General features: G+C 68.0%; 16 protein-coding genes. 15 read left to right on the forward strand and 1 reads right to left on the reverse strand.

Going from position 1 to position 16,378, the window contains the following annotated elements:
- Positions 1–1,071, reverse strand: coding sequence for an AraC family transcriptional regulator (locus tag MMF98_RS00835; protein ID WP_243303074.1), 1,071 nt, complete (start codon positions 1,069–1,071; stop codon positions 1–3).
- Between the two features lie 141 nt (positions 1,072–1,212).
- On the opposite strand from MMF98_RS00835, the gene MMF98_RS00840 reads away from it, so the two are divergent.
- The 15 genes from MMF98_RS00840 (at position 1,213) to MMF98_RS00905 (ending at position 16,219) form a co-directional block, all read left to right on the forward strand.
- Positions 1,213–2,892, forward strand: coding sequence for an AMP-binding protein (locus MMF98_RS00840; protein WP_243303076.1), 1,680 nt, complete (start codon positions 1,213–1,215; stop codon positions 2,890–2,892).
- On the forward strand, positions 2,889–4,496 hold the full coding sequence (locus MMF98_RS00845; RefSeq protein ID WP_243303078.1) for a carboxyl transferase domain-containing protein: 1,608 nt from the start codon (positions 2,889–2,891) through the stop codon (positions 4,494–4,496). The genes MMF98_RS00840 and MMF98_RS00845 overlap by 4 nt, the downstream gene beginning before the upstream one ends.
- Positions 4,497–4,504: 8 nt before the next feature.
- Complete coding sequence (locus MMF98_RS00850) at positions 4,505–5,641, forward strand: dienelactone hydrolase family protein (RefSeq protein WP_243303079.1); 1,137 nt, start codon at positions 4,505–4,507, stop codon at positions 5,639–5,641.
- A 2-nt stretch (positions 5,642–5,643) separates the two neighbouring features.
- Positions 5,644–6,777 carry an acyl-CoA dehydrogenase family protein gene (locus MMF98_RS00855; protein ID WP_243307246.1) on the forward strand — a complete coding sequence of 378 codons (1,134 nt, stop codon included), beginning with the start codon at positions 5,644–5,646 and terminating at the stop codon, positions 6,775–6,777.
- A gap of 13 nt (positions 6,778–6,790) precedes the next feature.
- Positions 6,791–7,585, forward strand: coding sequence for an enoyl-CoA hydratase/isomerase family protein (locus tag MMF98_RS00860; RefSeq protein ID WP_243303082.1), 795 nt, complete (start codon positions 6,791–6,793; stop codon positions 7,583–7,585).
- Positions 7,586–7,589: 4 nt separating this feature from the next.
- Positions 7,590–8,279 (forward strand): DUF4126 domain-containing protein, encoded by a 690-nt coding sequence (locus tag MMF98_RS00865; protein WP_243303084.1) that lies wholly within the window; start codon positions 7,590–7,592, stop codon positions 8,277–8,279.
- The gene (locus MMF98_RS00870) at positions 8,254–10,245 is read left to right on the forward strand and encodes an acetyl-CoA carboxylase biotin carboxylase subunit (protein ID WP_243303087.1); all 1,992 of its coding nucleotides are present in this window, start codon (positions 8,254–8,256) and stop codon (positions 10,243–10,245) included. The genes MMF98_RS00865 and MMF98_RS00870 overlap by 26 nt, the downstream gene beginning before the upstream one ends.
- Positions 10,246–10,273: 28 nt before the next feature.
- Positions 10,274–11,194, forward strand: coding sequence for a 2-hydroxyacid dehydrogenase (locus MMF98_RS00875; RefSeq protein ID WP_243303089.1), 921 nt, complete (start codon positions 10,274–10,276; stop codon positions 11,192–11,194).
- A 7-nt stretch (positions 11,195–11,201) separates the two neighbouring features.
- Complete coding sequence (locus MMF98_RS00880; RefSeq protein ID WP_243303091.1) at positions 11,202–12,110, forward strand: hydroxymethylglutaryl-CoA lyase; 909 nt, start codon at positions 11,202–11,204, stop codon at positions 12,108–12,110.
- Entirely contained in the window at positions 12,110–12,616 is a 507-nt protein-coding gene (locus tag MMF98_RS00885; protein WP_243303099.1) for a YbaK/EbsC family protein, read from the forward strand. The genes MMF98_RS00880 and MMF98_RS00885 overlap by 1 nt, the downstream gene beginning before the upstream one ends.
- Positions 12,617–12,702: 86 nt before the next feature.
- The gene (locus MMF98_RS00890; protein ID WP_243303101.1) at positions 12,703–12,879 is read left to right on the forward strand and encodes a DUF1289 domain-containing protein; all 177 of its coding nucleotides are present in this window, start codon (positions 12,703–12,705) and stop codon (positions 12,877–12,879) included.
- A gap of 32 nt (positions 12,880–12,911) precedes the next feature.
- A complete protein-coding gene (locus MMF98_RS00895; protein WP_243303103.1) occupies positions 12,912–13,553 on the forward strand; it encodes a 2-hydroxychromene-2-carboxylate isomerase in 642 nt (213 codons plus the stop codon).
- A gap of 183 nt (positions 13,554–13,736) precedes the next feature.
- Positions 13,737–15,392 (forward strand): MFS transporter, encoded by a 1,656-nt coding sequence (locus tag MMF98_RS00900; protein ID WP_243303105.1) that lies wholly within the window; start codon positions 13,737–13,739, stop codon positions 15,390–15,392.
- A 157-nt stretch (positions 15,393–15,549) separates the two neighbouring features.
- The gene (locus MMF98_RS23600) at positions 15,550–15,678 is read left to right on the forward strand and encodes a hypothetical protein (RefSeq protein ID WP_279343422.1); all 129 of its coding nucleotides are present in this window, start codon (positions 15,550–15,552) and stop codon (positions 15,676–15,678) included.
- Between the two features lie 85 nt (positions 15,679–15,763).
- Positions 15,764–16,219 (forward strand): hypothetical protein, encoded by a 456-nt coding sequence (locus tag MMF98_RS00905; RefSeq protein ID WP_243303107.1) that lies wholly within the window; start codon positions 15,764–15,766, stop codon positions 16,217–16,219.
- Positions 16,220–16,378: the final 159 nt, after the last annotated feature.

The raw sequence follows: 16,378 nt of genomic DNA on the forward strand, positions 1-16,378 counted from the left end.
TCAGGCCTCGGCCGGCCCGCCGAGTCGGCGAAATGCCGCCGGCGCCTGTCCGGTCCAGCCGCGGAAGGCGCGGATGAAGCTCTTCTCGTTGCGAAACCCCACCTCCTGCGCCACCTGCTTGATCGGCCGGCGCGTGCGGTGCAGCAGCGCCACCGCGCGTTCGCGGCGCACCTCGTCCTTGATCTGCTGCAGCGAGGCACCTTCCTCCTTGAGCTGGCGGTGCAGGGTGCGGGCCGAGACGTTCAGCAGCGCGGCCAGCGTGTCGGCGTTCTGCGCCTGCGGCCCCTGCGTGGCCAGCAGCTGGCGCACGCGCTGCACCAGTAGCCGGTCGCGCCGGTATTGCAGCACGGCCAGCGGCAGCGCGCGGCGCAGCATCTGGCGCAGCGCAGCCTCGTCGCGGCGCAGCGGCTGGCGCAGGTAGCGCGCATCGAAGCGGATCTGCGCCTGTGCAGCGCCGAACTGCACCGCAGTGCCGAACATGGTGTCGTAGGCATCGCGGTGCGGCGGCGCGGCGAACGGCAGGCCAACCTCCAGTAGCGCGATGCGCGAGTCGATGTACCAGCTGGCCAGCCCATGCGCGTTGCGCAGCAGGTACACAAGACAGATCTCGCGTTGCCGGCCCAGGTCCTGGTGCTCGGCCAGGGTCAGTGTGGCCACCTGTCCGGTGATGCTGAGCGAGAAGACCACATCGTCGGTCAGCAGCCCGTGGTGCCGGCACCAGCGCCGCAGCGCCACGCCGAGGTCGGGCGAGGTCAGCGAGGCGCGCGCCAGCATGCCGTAGCTGCCCCAGGGCAGCGGGCGGCGAAACCAGCCCAGCGCTTCGTCGTCGAGCTCCTGCATGGCGGCGGCCGACACTGCCTCCATCTGCCGGGCCGTGACGCGCGCCGCCGGGTCGCGCACGCTTTCTGGCGTGATCTGTGCCAGATGCAAGGCCCCCGAGGGGTCCTTGCCGTACTGGCGGTAAGCCCGCACCACGGCGGCCACCAGCGCCATCGGCGTTACGGCGGGGCCGGTACTCAGATCGCTTGGGGCCGGCCGGGCAGGGCTCGTGGATGTTCTCGCGGCGGGCATGGCAGGCAGTGTGCCATGGGTGGCGCAATTTGCAACCTTTGCATCTGGCGGCGACGGGCCGCAACCCTTATGCTCTGTGGGTGCCGTGGGCGGCGGGCCTGAAGCTGGCCCTGCGCTTCGCGGGATTCGAGGAGACCATCCATGACGACTTCCGCTCCCTTGCAAGAGAGCCAGGCCAGCGGCGACACCCGGCCGGCGTTGATCGAGCAGCCGATCGGGGCCTTCTTCGCCGCCATGGCGGCGAGCCAGCCGGATCGCGAGGCCTTGGTTTCGCGCCACCAGGGCGTGCGCCTGAGCTATGGCGAACTCGACCAGGCGGCCAACCGGCTGGCCAGTGCGCTGCTGGGCCTGGGGTTGGACAAAGGCGACCGCATCGGCATCTGGTCGCACAACAACGCCGAGTGGCTGCTCATGCAACTGGCCACGGCCAAGGTGGGCCTGATCCTGGTCAACATCAACCCGGCCTACCGCACCTCCGAACTCGACTACGCGCTCAACAAGGTCGGCTGCAAGGTGCTGGTCACCATGGCCCGCTTCAAGACCAGCGACTACCTGGGCATGCTGCGCGAACTCGGCCCCGCGCGCCTGCCGCAGCTGAAGACCATCGTCTGGATCGACCAGGCCGGCCAGGGCGCCGACGAACCCGGCCTGCTGCGCTTCTCCGAGCTCATGGCCCGGGGCGACCCCCAGGATGCGCGCATTGCCGCCATCGGCGCCACCCTGCGCGCGGACGATCCCATCAACATCCAGTTCACCAGCGGCACCACCGGCTTTCCCAAGGGCGCCACGCTGACCCACCGCAACATCCTGAACAACGGCTTCTTCATCGGCGAGGCCATGAAGCTCACGCCCGCCGATCGGCTGTGCATTCCCGTGCCCCTGTACCACTGCTTCGGCATGGTGCTGGGCAACCTGGCCTGCCTGACCCATGGCGCCACCATCGTCTATCCCAACGACGGCTTCGACCCGTTGACGGTGCTGGAAACCGTGCAGGCCGAGCAATGCACCGGCCTGCACGGCGTGCCCACCATGTTCATCGCCGAACTCGATCACCCGCGCTTCGGCGAATTCGACCTGTCCAGCCTGCGCACCGGCATCATGGCCGGTTCGCCCTGTCCGATCGAGGTCATGAAACGCGTGGTCAAGGACATGCACCTGGGTGAAATCACCATTGCCTACGGCATGACCGAAACCAGCCCGGTGAGCTGCCAGAGCAGCACCGATACGCCCCTGGACCGGCGCGTCAGCACGGTCGGACTGGTGCAGCCGCACCTGCAGGTGAAAGTCATCGATCCCGAGACCGGCAAAACCGTGGCGCCCGGCGTCTCGGGCGAGCTGTGCACGCGCGGCTACTCGGTGATGCACGGCTACTGGGGCGACGAGGAGAAGACCCGCGAGGCGATCGACCCCGAAGGCTGGATGCACACCGGCGACCTCGCCACCATGGATGCCGAGGGCTATGTCAACATCGTCGGGCGCATCAAGGACCTGGTGATCCGGGGCGGCGAGAACATCTACCCGCGCGAGATCGAGGAATTCCTGTACCGCCACCCCAAGGTGCAGGACGTGCAGGTGGTGGGCGTGCCCGATGCGAAGTACGGCGAGGAGCTGTGCGCCTGGGTCATCGTCAAGCCCGGGCAGGTGCTGGCCGAGGAGGAGCTGCGCGAGTTCTGCCGCGGCCAGATCGCCCACTACAAGGTGCCGCGCTACATCCGTTTCGTGGCCGAATTCCCGATGACCGTGACCGGCAAAATCCAGAAGTTCAAGATCCGCGACGCCATGAAGGCGCAACTCAGCCTGCAAGAGGAGAAAACCGCATGACCGCATTGCAGAGCAAGCTCAACGCCCGCTCCGCCGAATTCCAGGCCAACGCCGCCGCCATGCGCGCCGTGGTGGAGGACCTGAATGTCCAGGTGGCCAAGGCTGCCGAGGGCGGCGGCGAGGCGGCCCGCGCCAAGCATGTGGCGCGCGGCAAGCTGCCGCCGCGCGAGCGCGTGCAGATGCTGCTGGACCCGGGCACGCCGTTCCTGGAACTGGCGCCGCTGGCGGCGCACGGCATGTACAAGGGCGACGCGCCCTGCGCCGGCGTGATCGCGGGCATCGGCCGCGTCAGCGGCGTGGATTGCATGGTGGTGTGCAACGACGCCACGGTCAAGGGTGGCACCTACTACCCGATGACGGTCAAGAAGCACCTGCGCGCGCAGGAGATCGCACAGCAGAACAACCTGCCCTGCATCTACCTGGTGGACTCGGGCGGTGCCAACCTGCCGAACCAGGACGAGGTGTTTCCCGATCGCGAGCATTTCGGCCGCATCTTCTACAACCAGGCCAACATGAGCGCGCAGGGCATCGCGCAGATCGCGGTGGTCATGGGCTCGTGCACGGCCGGCGGCGCCTACGTGCCGGCCATGAGCGACGAGACCATCATCGTCAAGAACCAGGGCACCATCTTCCTGGGCGGCCCGCCGCTGGTGAAGGCCGCCACCGGCGAGATCGTTTCGGCCGAGGACTTGGGGGGCGGCGACGTGCACACGCGCCTGTCGGGCGTGGCCGACCACCTGGCGCAGAACGACGCACACGCGCTGGCGCTGGCGCGCCAGTCCGTGGCCAGCCTGAACCGCCGCAAGCGCCCCGACGCGGCCCTGCGCGAACCCGCGCCGCCGCTGTACGAGGCGACGGAGCTCTACGGCGTGATCCCGACCGACACGCGCAAGCCCTACGACGTGCGCGAAGTGATCGCGCGCATCGTGGACGGCAGCGAGTTCGCCGAGTTCAAGGCGCGCTTCGGCAGCACCCTGGTCTGCGGCTTCGCCCACATCGAGGGCATGCCCGTGGGCATCGTTGCCAACAACGGCATCCTGTTCTCCGAGAGCGCGCAAAAGGGCGCGCACTTCATCGAGCTGTGCTGCCAGCGCAAGGTGCCGCTGGTGTTCCTGCAGAACATCACGGGCTTCATGGTCGGGCGCAAGTACGAGAACGAGGGCATCGCGCGCCACGGCGCCAAGATGGTCACGGCCGTGGCCACCGCCAACGTGCCCAAGTTCACCGTCATCATCGGCGGCAGCTACGGCGCCGGCAACTACGGCATGTGCGGCCGCGCCTACTCGCCGCGCTTCCTCTGGATGTGGCCCAACGCGCGCATCTGCGTGATGGGCGGCGAGCAGGCTGCCGGCGTGCTCGCCACGGTCAAGCGCGACGGCATCGAGGCCCGGGGCGGCAGCTGGAGTGCCGAGGAAGAGGCGAAGTTCAAGCAGCCCGTGCTCGACCAGTTCGCCCACCAGTCGCATCCTTACTACGCCAGTGCGCGGCTCTGGGACGATGGTGTGATCGACCCCGCCGACACGCGGCGCGTGCTCGCGCTGGGCCTGTCGGCCAGCCTCAATGCGCCGATTCCCGAGGCGAAATTCGGTGTGTTCCGGATGTGATCGTGCGCATGATGTGGACTCGCCTTGTTGGTCTCGCCGCGGTGCTCATGCTCGCGGGGGCATGTGCGGTCGCGCAGGAGGTTGCGCCAGACCCGGCGCTTGGCGAGTCGATCGAATTCGTCCGCAGCAACCGTGTGTTTCAGGTCATGCTGGAGACCACGATCTTCAAGCCACAGGGCGCCGGTCCGTTTCCGGTGGTCGTGATCAACCACGGCAAGGATTCCGGCAACAACCGGCTGCAGCCGCGCGCGCGCTACCTGCCGGCTGTCCGCGAGTTCCTGCAGCGCGGTTATGCCGTGGTGGTGCCGATGCGCGAGGGCTTCTCCAAGTCCGGCGGTTCGGCTGTCGGCGAAGGCTGCAACATTGCCGGCAACGGCGAGGCGCAGGCCGATGATGTGCGGGCCGTCGTGTCCTGGCTGATCCGGCAGCCCTGGGCCGACGCCACGCGCATGGTCATGATGGGGCAGTCGCACGGCGGCCTGACCACCCTGGCCTACGCGCAGAGCCCCGACCCGGGGTTCAAGCTCTTCGTGAATTTCGCGGGGGGGCTGAAGTTCACCGCGGGCTGCCAATGGGAACTGGCCCTCCAGGACGCCTATGCGGCCTATGGCGCCAAAACCCGGGTGCCTTCACTCTGGTTCTATGGCGCCAATGACGGCTATTTCCCGCCGCCGGTGATTCGTCCCGCGTTCGATGCCTATGTGGCGGCGGGGGGCAAGGCCGAGCTGGTCGCCTATGGCCCGTTCGGGGTGGACGCTCACCACATGTTTGGCGCCTACGCCGGCCTGCCGATCTGGTGGAAGCGCGTCGAGGACAAACTTTCGGCGGCAGGCCTGCCCACGGCCGTGGTGCAGCCGCAATTCGCCCGAGGCCATCGGCCCGACCAGCCGCCTGCGAGCGGCTACGCGGCGCTGGATGATGCCGGTCGCGTGCCGCACCTGAGCGAGGGCGGCCGCGAGGCCTACCGCGGCTTCTTGCTCAAGCCCGCGCCCCGCGCGTTCGCCCTGGCGCCCGGCGGCGTCTTCGGCTGGGCCTCGGGCGGCGACGATCCGATGGGCCGGGCGCTGGCCAACTGCAACCGGCGCAACCAGATCGCATGCCGCCTCTATGCTGTCGATAACGACGTCGTCTGGAAGAATGAATGACCATGGACAGCATCTACACCACCCCCGAGCACGAGCTGCTGCGCGAGCAGATCGCGCGCTTCATTGCGCGCGAGGTCGAGCCTCACGGTGTGGCCTGGGAGGAGGCCGGCATGGTGCCGCGCGAGGTGCTGCGCCGCATGGGCCAGGCGGGGCTGCTGGGGCTGATGTATGAGGAGCGCTACGGCGGCGGCGATGCGGATGCCATGACCAACCTGGTGTTTGCCGAGGCGCTGTCGCAATCGACCTTCGCCGGCTTCATCATCACCGTGCTGGTTCACACCGACATGGCCGGCCCGCATCTGCACCACGCGGGCAGCCCGGCGCAGAAGGAAAAATACCTGCGCCGCGTGACGGCCGGCGAGATGATCACCGCGGTCGGCATCACCGAGCCCGGCGCGGGCTCGGATGTGGCGGGCATCCGCACCACGGCGCGCAGGGACGGCGACGACTGGGTGCTCAACGGCACCAAGATGTTCATCACCAACGGCGTGCACGCCGACTTGTACTTCATTGCCGCCAAGACCGGCACGGCGCGCCACGACATGACCATGTTCATCGTCGAGAAGGGCACGCCCGGCTTCAGCGTGGGCCGCGCGCTCAAGAAGACCGGCTGGCTCTCATCCGACACCGCCGAGCTGGTGCTGGACAATGTGCGCATTCCCGCCGGCAACCTGCTGGGCGAGGAGGGCAAGGGCTTCTACTCGGTCATGAAGAACTTCCAGACCGAGCGCATCGCGCTGGCCGCGATGGCGGTGGGCCACTGCACCCAGGCCCTGAAGATGACGCTGGACCATGTGCGCCAGCGCCAGGCCTTCGGCGCCACGCTGTGGGACAAGCAGGCCATCCGCCAGCGCCTGGCCATGCTCGATGCCAAGACCCGCGCGGCGAGCCAGTTCATGTACCACTGCGCCTGGAGCGTGACCCAGGGGCGCGACATCGTGCAGGAGGTCTCCATGCTCAAGGCCCTGACCGGCGAGCTGGTCAATGAGGTGGTGCAGACCTGCCAGCAGTTCCACGGCGGCATGGGCTACATCCGCGAGACCGCGATCGAGCGCCTGTGGCGCGATGCGCGCGTGCTGGCCATTGGCGGCGGCGCCACCGAGGTCATGCTCGAGGAAGTTGCCAAGCGCTACTGAGGCCCTCAGGACCATGACTGCCACTCATCCTAGCCTCGACATCCGCCGGCCCTCCGCCCACGTGGCCGAGGTCTGGCTCAACCGGCCCGAGGTGCGCAATGCCTTCAACGACGCGGTGATCGCCGAGCTGACCCAGGCCTTTGCCGCGCTGTCGCGCGACGAGAACCTGCGCGTCATCGTGCTCGCGGCGCACGGCAAGGCCTTTTGCGCCGGCGCCGATCTGAACTGGATGCGCGCCATGGCCGACTACAGCTGGGAGCAGAACCGCGACGATGCGCAGAAGCTGGCCGACATGCTCTGGACCCTGTACCAGTGCCCGGTGCCCGTCGTGGGCCGGATCCAGGGCGACTGCTATGCCGGCGGCATGGGCCTGGCCGCCATCTGCGACGTGCTGGTGGCGGCGGAAGGCGCCACCTTCTGCCTGTCCGAGGCCCGCCTCGGCCTGCTGCCCGCCACCATCGGTCCCTATGTGGCGCGGGCCCTGGGCGAGCAGGCCTCGCGCCGCTACATGGTGACGGCCGAGCGCTTCAGCGCGGCGCAGGCCCAGGCGCTGGGTTTCGTGCACGAGCTGTGCGGCGCCGAGGCGCTGGACGCCAAGGTGGCTGAGCTGGTGGCCGCCCTGGCTGCCAATGGCCCGAAGGCCGTGCGCGAATGCAAGCGGCTGGTGCGCGACGTGGCCGGCGCGCCGCTGACGGCCGAGCTGCGCGCCGAGACCGCGCGCCGCATCGCCGACATCCGCGCCAGCGACGAGGGCCGCGAAGGCCTGCAGTCCTTCCTGCAAAAGCGAAAACCGGCCTGGCTGGACTGAACCGATGAACCAGCTCGACACCCTGCAACTGATGGCCCTGGCCGGTGCCCTAGGCTGGGCCAGCGGCGTGCGGCTGTACCTCGTGGTGCTGCTGACCGGGCTGGCTGGCTACCTGGGCTGGGTCGCGCTGCCGCCGGGGCTGCACCTGCTGTCGCACCCGGCCGTGCTGCTGGCCAGCGGCTTCATGGTGTTCGTCGAATTCTTCGCCGACAAGATTCCCGGCGTCGACACCTTGTGGGACGTGGTGCACACGGTCATCCGCGTCCCGGCCGGCGCGGCACTGGCCGCGGGCGTGTTCGGCCTGGACGGCGGCATCACCGCGGTGATCGCGGCGCTGGTCGGCGGCAGCTTCGCAGCGACCAGTCTCGCGGCCAAGGCCACCACGCGCGCGGCGCTCAACACCTCGCCCGAGCCGTTCAGCAACATCGGCGCCTCGCTGTTCGAGGACGGCCTCGTCCCCGCCATGCTCTGGCTGGCCGTGGCGCATCCATTGGTGCTGTGCGTGGTGCTGGCCGCGGTGCTGGTGCTGAGCCTGTGGCTGATCCACCTGTGCTGGCGCTTCCTCAAATCACTGTTTGGCCGTCTGGCGCGCATCTTCAGCGGCCGGCCCGACCCGGGCGCTCCGCCTGCTTTCCGTTTCAAGCCCAGCTCCGCAGAGGACCATCGACATGTTCAAGAAAATCCTGATCGCTAACCGCGGCGAGATCGCCTGCCGCGTGGCGGCCACGGCCCGGCGCATGGCCATTCAGACCGTGGCGGTCTATTCGGACGCCGATGCCCGCGCCAAGCATGTGGCGGCCTGCGACGAGGCGGTGCACCTGGGCGGCAGCGCGCCCAAGGACAGCTACCTGCGCTGGGAGCGCATCATCGAAGCGGCCCGAGCCACGGGCGCCGAGGCCATCCACCCGGGCTATGGCTTCCTCAGCGAGAACGAGGAGTTCGCCCAGGCCTGCGCCGACGCCGGCCTAGTGTTCATCGGCCCGCCGCCCTCGGCCATCCAGGCGATGGGGCTGAAGGCCGAGTCCAAGCAGCTCATGGAAAAGGCCGGTGTGCCGCTGGTGCCGGGCTACCACGGCACCGATCAGGCCCCGGCGCTGCTGAAAAAAGAGGCAGACCGCATCGGCTACCCGGTGCTGATCAAGGCCAGCGCGGGCGGCGGCGGCAAGGGCATGCGCGCGGTGGACAAGGCCGAAGACTTCGACGCGGCCCTGGCCTCCTGCAAGCGCGAGGCGATCAACAGCTTTGGCGACGACGCGGTGCTGGTCGAGAAATGCGTGCAGCGCCCGCGCCACATCGAGATCCAGGTGTTCGGCGACAGCCACGGCCACTACGTCTGGCTGTTCGAGCGCGACTGCTCGGTGCAGCGGCGCCACCAGAAGGTGCTGGAGGAAGCGCCCGCACCCGGCATGACCGAGGCGATGCGCCGACAGATGGGCGAGGCCGCGGTGGCGGCCGCGCGCGCGGTGAACTACGTGGGCGCCGGCACGGTGGAGTTCATCGTCGAGCAGCGGCCGGACGGCAGCATGAACTTCTTCTTCATGGAGATGAACACTCGCCTGCAGGTCGAGCACCCGGTGACCGAGGCCATCACCGGGCTCGATCTGGTGGAGTGGCAGCTGCGCGTGGCCTCTGGCGCGGCGCTGCCGCTGAAACAGGAAGAGCTGCGCATCCACGGCCATGCGATCGAGGCGCGCATCTGCGCCGAGAACCCCGACAACAACTTCCTGCCGGCCACGGGCACGCTGCGGGTGTACCGCAAGCCCGAGTGCACGAGCTTCGAGCGCGGCGCGGTGCGCATCGACGACGGCGTGCGCGAGGGCGATGCCATCTCGCCGTTCTACGACTCGATGATCGCCAAGCTGATCGTGCACGGTGCGACGCGCGAGGAGGCGCTGGCGCGGCTGGATGCGGCGCTGGCCCAGACCCACATCGTCGGGCTGGCCACCAACGTGCAGTTCCTGCGCCAGGTGGTGAAGAGCCCGTCGTTCGCCCAGGCCAACCTCGACACCGCGCTGATCCCGCGCGAGCAGGCCGTGCTGTTCCACCAGGAGCCGGTGGGCCTGCCGCTGGCCGCCGCGGCCGTGGTGGCGCAAACGCTGCTCGATGAGCGTGCCACCGAAGGCGCCGACCCGTTCAGCCGGCGCGACGGCTGGCGTTCGCACGGCGCGGTGCTGCGGCGCTTCGAGTTCGAGTTCCGTGGCGAGGCGGCGAAGGCCGAGCTGAGTTGCCTGCACGACGGCGCCTTGCGCCTGGCGGTGGGCGGCGCGTCCGGCTCCTTGGCGTTTCGTGACGCAGCGGCCGGGCTGGATGTCGAGTTTGCGGGGCAGCGCCGGGTGGCCCGGGTGTACCGCAATGGCGAAGCGGCCCATGTCTTCATGGCCCAGGGCGCCACGCAACTGACCGTGATCGATGCGCTGGCGCATGCGGGCGACAGCCATGTCGAGGCCGGCCGGCTCACGGCGCCCATGCCCGGCAAGGTGGTGTCGTTCTCCGTCAAGGCTGGCGACAAGGTGGCCAAGGGTCAGGCGCTCGCGGTGATGGAGGCCATGAAGATGGAGCACACCATCGCTGCGCCGGCCGACGGCGTGGTGCAGGAGCTGCTGTATGCGCCTGGCGACCAGGTGGTGGAAGGGGCGGAGCTGCTCAAGCTGGCGGCGTGAGCCCCATGGTTGATGGCAGACTGGCGGCATGCGAATCACTTTCTGCTGTTCTGATACCAAGCAAGAGCCCTGGCTGGAGGGCCTGCGCCAGGCCCTGCCGCAGGCCACCGTGGAGCTGTGGCAGCCCGGCGCCGCGCTGGCCGACCATGCCGTGGTCTGGGCGCCGCCCCAGCAGTTCTTCGACGAGCAGACCCGGCTCAGGGGCATTTTCAATATTGGCGCTGGCGTCGACGCGCTGCTGAAGCTGCGGCTGCCGCCGCAAGCCCAGGTGGTGCGCATCGACGACGGCGGCATGGCCGTGCAGATGGCGGAGTTCGTGAGCCACGCGGTGATCCGGTATTTCCGCGAGCTCGACCGCTATGCCGAGGACGTGGCGGCCGGCACCTGGTCCTACCGCCGGCCGGCAGTCCGCGCCGACTTCGGCGTCGGCATCCTGGGGCTGGGCGTCCTGGGCCAGCGCGTGGCCAAGGCGCTTGCGCATTTCGAGTTTCCGGTGCGAGGCTGGAGCCGGTCGCCGAAGGTGCTCGAGGGCGTGCAGTGTTTCGCCGGCCAGGAACAACTGCACGAATTCCTGGCAGGCGCGCGAACCCTGGTGTGCCTGCTGCCGCTCACCCCCGAGACCTGCGACATCCTGAACCGCGACACGCTGTCGCGCCTGCCGCGGGGCAGTTATGTGATCAATGTGGCGCGTGGCGCCCATCTGGTCGAGGAAGACCTGCTGGCACTGCTCGACAGCGGGCATCTGGCGGGGGCCACGCTCGACGTGTTCCGCACCGAGCCACTGCCCGTGGCGCACCCATTCTGGAAACACCCGAAAATCACGGTCACGCCGCACACCTCGGCGCGCACGCTGCGCGAGGAAAGCATCGCGCAGATCACACGCAAGATGCTGGATCTGGAACAGGGAAAGCCGGTGGCCGGCAGGGTTGACCGGATCAAGGGATACTGAGGACATCATGAAACTGCCTTCCCGCGTCAAACTCGTCGACGTCGGCCCGCGCGACGGGCTGCAGAATGAAAAGCAGCCGGTGCCGGCCGAGGTCAAGATCGGTCTCGTGCATCGCCTGCAGGAGGCCGGGCTCAAGAACATCGAGGTCACGAGCTTCGTGTCGCCCAAGTGGGTGCCGCAGATGGCCGACAACGCCGAGGTCATGGCCGGCATCGAGCGGCGCGCCGACGTGTGCTACTCGGTGCTCACGCCGAACATGAAGGGCTTCGAAGCCGCGCTGCCGTCCAGGCCCGACGAGATCGTGGTGTTCGGCGCGGCCAGCGAGGCCTTCAGCCAGCGCAACATCAACTGCTCGATCGCCGAGAGCATCGAGCGCTTCGCGCCGGTGGTGCAGGCGGCGCGCGAACACGGCATCCATGTGCGCGGCGCCATCTCCTGCGCGGTCGGCTGTCCCTACGAAGGCGAGGTGGCGCCCGAGCGGGTCGAACTGGTGGCGCGGCTCATGAAACAGATCGGCGTGCAGCATGTGGGCGTGGCCGACACCATCGGCGTCGGCACGCCGCGCAAGGTGCAGCGCGCCCTGGAGGCGGCGCTGCGGCACTACGGCCTGGACGACGTTTCGGGCCATTACCACGACACCTACGGCCAGGCGCTGGCCAACACCCTGGCCAGCCTGGAGCTGGGTGTCTGGCAGTATGACACTTCTTCCGCCGGCCTCGGCGGCTGCCCCTACGCCAAGGGTGCCACCGGCAACGTGGCGACCGAGGACGTGGTCTACCTGCTGCATGGCATGGACATCGAGACCGGCATCGACCTCGACCGGCTGATCGACGCCGGCAAGTACATCAGCGACTACCTGGAGCGCAAGCCGAATTCGCGCGCGTCCACGGCGCTCCTGAACAAGAGACACGGCTGATGTGCGGCGCTGAACTCAAGTCCCTGCCCGAAGGCGTGCAGCGCGTGGCGGCCGCCCTGCAGGCCAAGGGCCACCCTCATTCGCCCGTGATGCTCGACGACGCCGCACGCACTGCGCAGCAGGCCGCCGATGCGCTGGGCATTGCCGTGGGCCAGATCGCCAAGAGCATCGTTTTCCGGCGCAAGTCGGACGACGCGGCCGTGCTGGTCATCACCTCGGGCGACCGGCGCGTCGATGAGAAGAAAGTGGAAGCGCTCATCGGCAAGACCGGCCGCGCCGATGCCGAGTTCGTCAAGGCGCGTACCGGTTTCACGATTGGCGGCGTCTCGCCCATTGCGCATGCCACGCCGCCCGTCACGTTGATCGACCGCGAGCTGTTCCGCTTCGAGGAGATCTGGGCCGCCGCCGGGCACCCGCATGGCGTCTTCAGGCTGCATCCGCGGGATCTCGAACACCTCACGGGCGCCCCGGTGGCGGATGTCGTGCAGGTGGTTGTTGCCGTATGAATGCTATGGATTTGATAGCTGAACGTGCCCGCGCGGTGCGGACATCAGCCCAGAATGTGCTTTCACCCTGCGTTTCGGTGTGCCGTATGGGCGCCGCAGGCCCGGCAGCGCCGGGTGGCGCCCGCCCAGACGCCGCCGGCGACCTGTGCGAGGGCTGTTTCCGCACCCTTGACGAGATCGCAGGGTGGTCGCGCATGGACGACGAGGCCAAGCGCGCGGTCTGGGCGCTGATCGAGCGGCGCGCCGGGCTGGTCGAGGCCTGAGGCAGGATGCACCGAGGCACAGGGAGGCGCGCATGAAACACATCACGTTCTGGTTCGATTTCATCTCGCCCTATGCCTACCTCGCGTTCGAGAGGCTGCCCGCAGCCTTGCAGGGGCTGAGCTACAGCGTCAGCTACAAGCCGGTGCTGTTTGCCGCGCTGCTCAAGCACCACGGCCAGCTCGGGCCGGCGGAGATCGCGTCCAAGCGCGACTGGACCTACCGTCAGGTGCTGTGGCTCGCTCACAGCCATGGCATCCCGATGGATCTTCCGGCCGCCCATCCGTTCAATCCTCTGGCCCTGCTGCGCCTGGCCCTGGCATGCAGCGACGACGGACATCCCAGCCGCTACGTGACGGAGACGGTGTTCCGCCATGTGTGGCGCGGCGGCGCCGATGCGGCCGACGCACAGCGGCTGCAGGCGCTGACCGCGCAACTGGCGCCCGCGCTGGTGCCGGACGGCGCCGAGGTCAAGGCCCGTCTCAAGGCGCATGGCGAGGAGGCGATCGCACGGGGCCTGTTCGGCGTGCCGGCCCTGGCGGTGGACGGCAAGCTGTTCTGGGGCTTCGATGCGCTGCCCATGCTGCGCCGCTATCTCGAGGGCGACGAGTGGTTCGATGGGCCGGCCTGGGACACCGTGTGTCAGCTCCCCGTGGGGCTGTCGCGCAGCCGGTAGCGGCCCGAACGCAGCCTTTCTTCACATCCCGAAATGAAACCTTCGGGTTTCACCCTAATTCGTCAGCACTGATTCAGTTTGGTGCAAGCCCCGGTTGGTTTCGCGTCAGAGCAGGGTCAGTGCCATCTCCAAGAATTCGCCCAGGCACCCACGTCGGGGGCTAACAACTTTTGGAGACAAACCATGGCAACAGCCGCCGCAAGGCCCATGACGCCTGAGGAGAAGAAAGTCATCTTCGCCTCGTCACTCGGTACCGTGTTCGAGTGGTACGACTTCTACCTCTACGGTTCGCTCGCGCCCATCATCGCCAAGCAGTTCTTCAGCGGGCTGGATGCGGGCTCGGCCTTCATCTTCGCGCTGCTGGCCTTTGCCGCGGGCTTCATCGTGCGCCCCTTCGGCGCCATTGTGTTCGGCCGCCTGGGCGACATGATCGGCCGCAAGTACACCTTCCTGGTCACCATCCTGATCATGGGCCTGTCGACCTTCATCGTCGGCCTGCTGCCCTCGTATGCCGCCATCGGCGTGGCCGCCCCGGTCATCCTGATCGGCCTGCGCATGCTGCAGGGCCTCGCGCTCGGCGGCGAGTACGGCGGTGCGGCCACCTATGTGGCCGAGCACGCGCCGCACGGCAAGCGCGGCGCCTACACCTCCTGGATCCAGACCACGGCGACGCTGGGCCTGTTCCTGTCGCTGATCGTGATCCTGGGCGTGCGCACCGGCGTTGGCGAAGCCGCCTTCGGCGACTGGGCCTGGCGCATCCCGTTCCTGGTGTCCATCCTGCTGCTGGGCATCTCGGTGTGGATCCGGCTGAGCCTCAACGAATCGCCCGCCTTCCAGAAGATGAAGGCCGAGGGCAAGACCTCCAAGGCGCCGCTGGCTGAGTCCTTTGGCCAATGGAAGAACCTCAAGATCGTGATCCTGGCGCTGATCGGCCTGACCGCCGGCCAGGCCGTGGTCTGGTACACGGGCCAGTTCTACGCGCTGTTCTTCCTGACGCAGCAGCTCAAGGTCGATGCCGTCACGGCCAACCTGATGATCGCGGCCGCGCTGGTGATCGGCACGCCGTTCTTCGTGGTGTTCGGCACGCTGTCCGACAAGATTGGCCGCAAGCCCATCATCATGGCGGGCTGCCTGCTGGCCGTGCTGACCTACTTCCCGGTGTTCGGCGCGCTGACCAAGGCCGCCAACCCCGACCTCGCCGCCGCGCAGGAAAAGAACAAGGTGGTGGTGACGGCCGACCCGGCCGAGTGCTCGTTCCAGTTCAACCCCACCGGCACGTCCAAGTTCACGAGCTCGTGCGACATTGCCAAGCAGGTGCTGGCCGGTGCTTCGGTCAGCTATGACAACGCGCCCGCCGCCGCGGGCACGCCGGCCACCATCAAGATCGGCGAAACGGTGATCCCGAGCTACTCGTCCAAGGGCCTGAGCGCCGACGACGCCAAGAAGAAGGATGCCGAGTTCAAGAAGGCCGTGGCCGACACGCTGAAGGCCGACGGCTACCCGACCAAGGCCGATCCCGCCAAGATGAACAAGGTCATGATGATCGTGATCCTGACCTACCTCGTGATCCTGGTGACCATGGTCTATGGCCCGATCGCCGCCATGCTGGTCGAGATGTTCCCCACGCGCATCCGCTACACCTCGATGAGCCTGCCGTACCACATCGGCAACGGCTGGTTCGGCGGCCTGCTGCCGACCACCGCCTTCGCCATCGTGGCGCAGACCGGCAACATGTACAACGGTCTCTGGTACCCGATCATCATCGCGGGCGCCACCTTCGTGATCGGCGTGCTGTTCGTCAAGGAAACCAAGGACGTCGACATCTACGCCAAGGACTGAGCTCCTGCGTGCCGGCGGGCTCCCTGGTTGCCCAGGGGCTCGCCAGGGGGCCGCCTCGGCCCCGTTTCCGGAAAACGCCCTTGCGGTGCACCGTGCTGCAAGGGCTTTTTTTCGAAACGTGCGAGACGAATTGAGAACTTTTGATTGGAGATTCATCATGTGGAAGATTGCTGTGGGCTTTGTCATCTTTGCCGCGCTGGCGCTGTTCGTCCTGTTGAAAGGAGGAGAAATCGACATGGGCGGAGAAAAGCACGGCGCCCTGGCGCCGCCGGCGGCAGTCTCCTGACTATCCCTATGCGGGAAATTGACTAGGGTCCGCGCTGGCAATCGAGCGCGGGGCGGGGTAGTATTTCCGCAAGGAAACAGGACCCATGCCATACACCAAGACGGAGACAGGGCAGCAGGCGCTGAAAGACCGCTCCGTCGCATTGACGCCGCGGCAGCGGTCCGCCTTCATTCTGTTCGACGGAAAGCGCAGCCTGGTCGAGGTGCTGAAGGCCACGGCCGGCCTGGGCGTGACTGCCGAAGATGTGGAGTACCTGGTTCAGACAGGCCTGCTGGCCGGGGCGCCGGGCGATCCGGGTATTCCGCTTGCCGAGCCGGCCGCCGCGCCTGCCGGTGGCCAGGCGTCGGCGCAGGAGCGCTATCAGCGCGCCTATCCGATTGCCACGCAGCTGACGGCCAGCCTGGGCCTTCGGGGCTTTCGCCTCAATCTCGCGGTGGAAGCCACCGGCAGCTATGAGCAGCTGCTGGCGCTGGCGCCGAAGATCCGCGAGGCCGTCGGCCCGGAAAAATTCCAGCCTCTCGAGCGCGCGCTCAACAGTTGAGCGCATCGGCCGCCGGCGTCCTGCCTCCCTGGCGGGGGCTGGCTTCTGCCACTTCAAGCCGTTTCCCCAGTGGCCCGCTTTGCGGCCCCTGCGCGGGGTGTCATGAAATAGCCCTTGTTGGTGACAGAAACTGACAGGAGACTTGTGCAAAGTCCCGGA

Origin of the sequence: Variovorax terrae (assembly GCF_022809125.1) — a bacterium.
In the GTDB taxonomy this organism is placed as follows: domain Bacteria; phylum Pseudomonadota; class Gammaproteobacteria; order Burkholderiales; family Burkholderiaceae_C; genus Variovorax_A; species Variovorax_A terrae.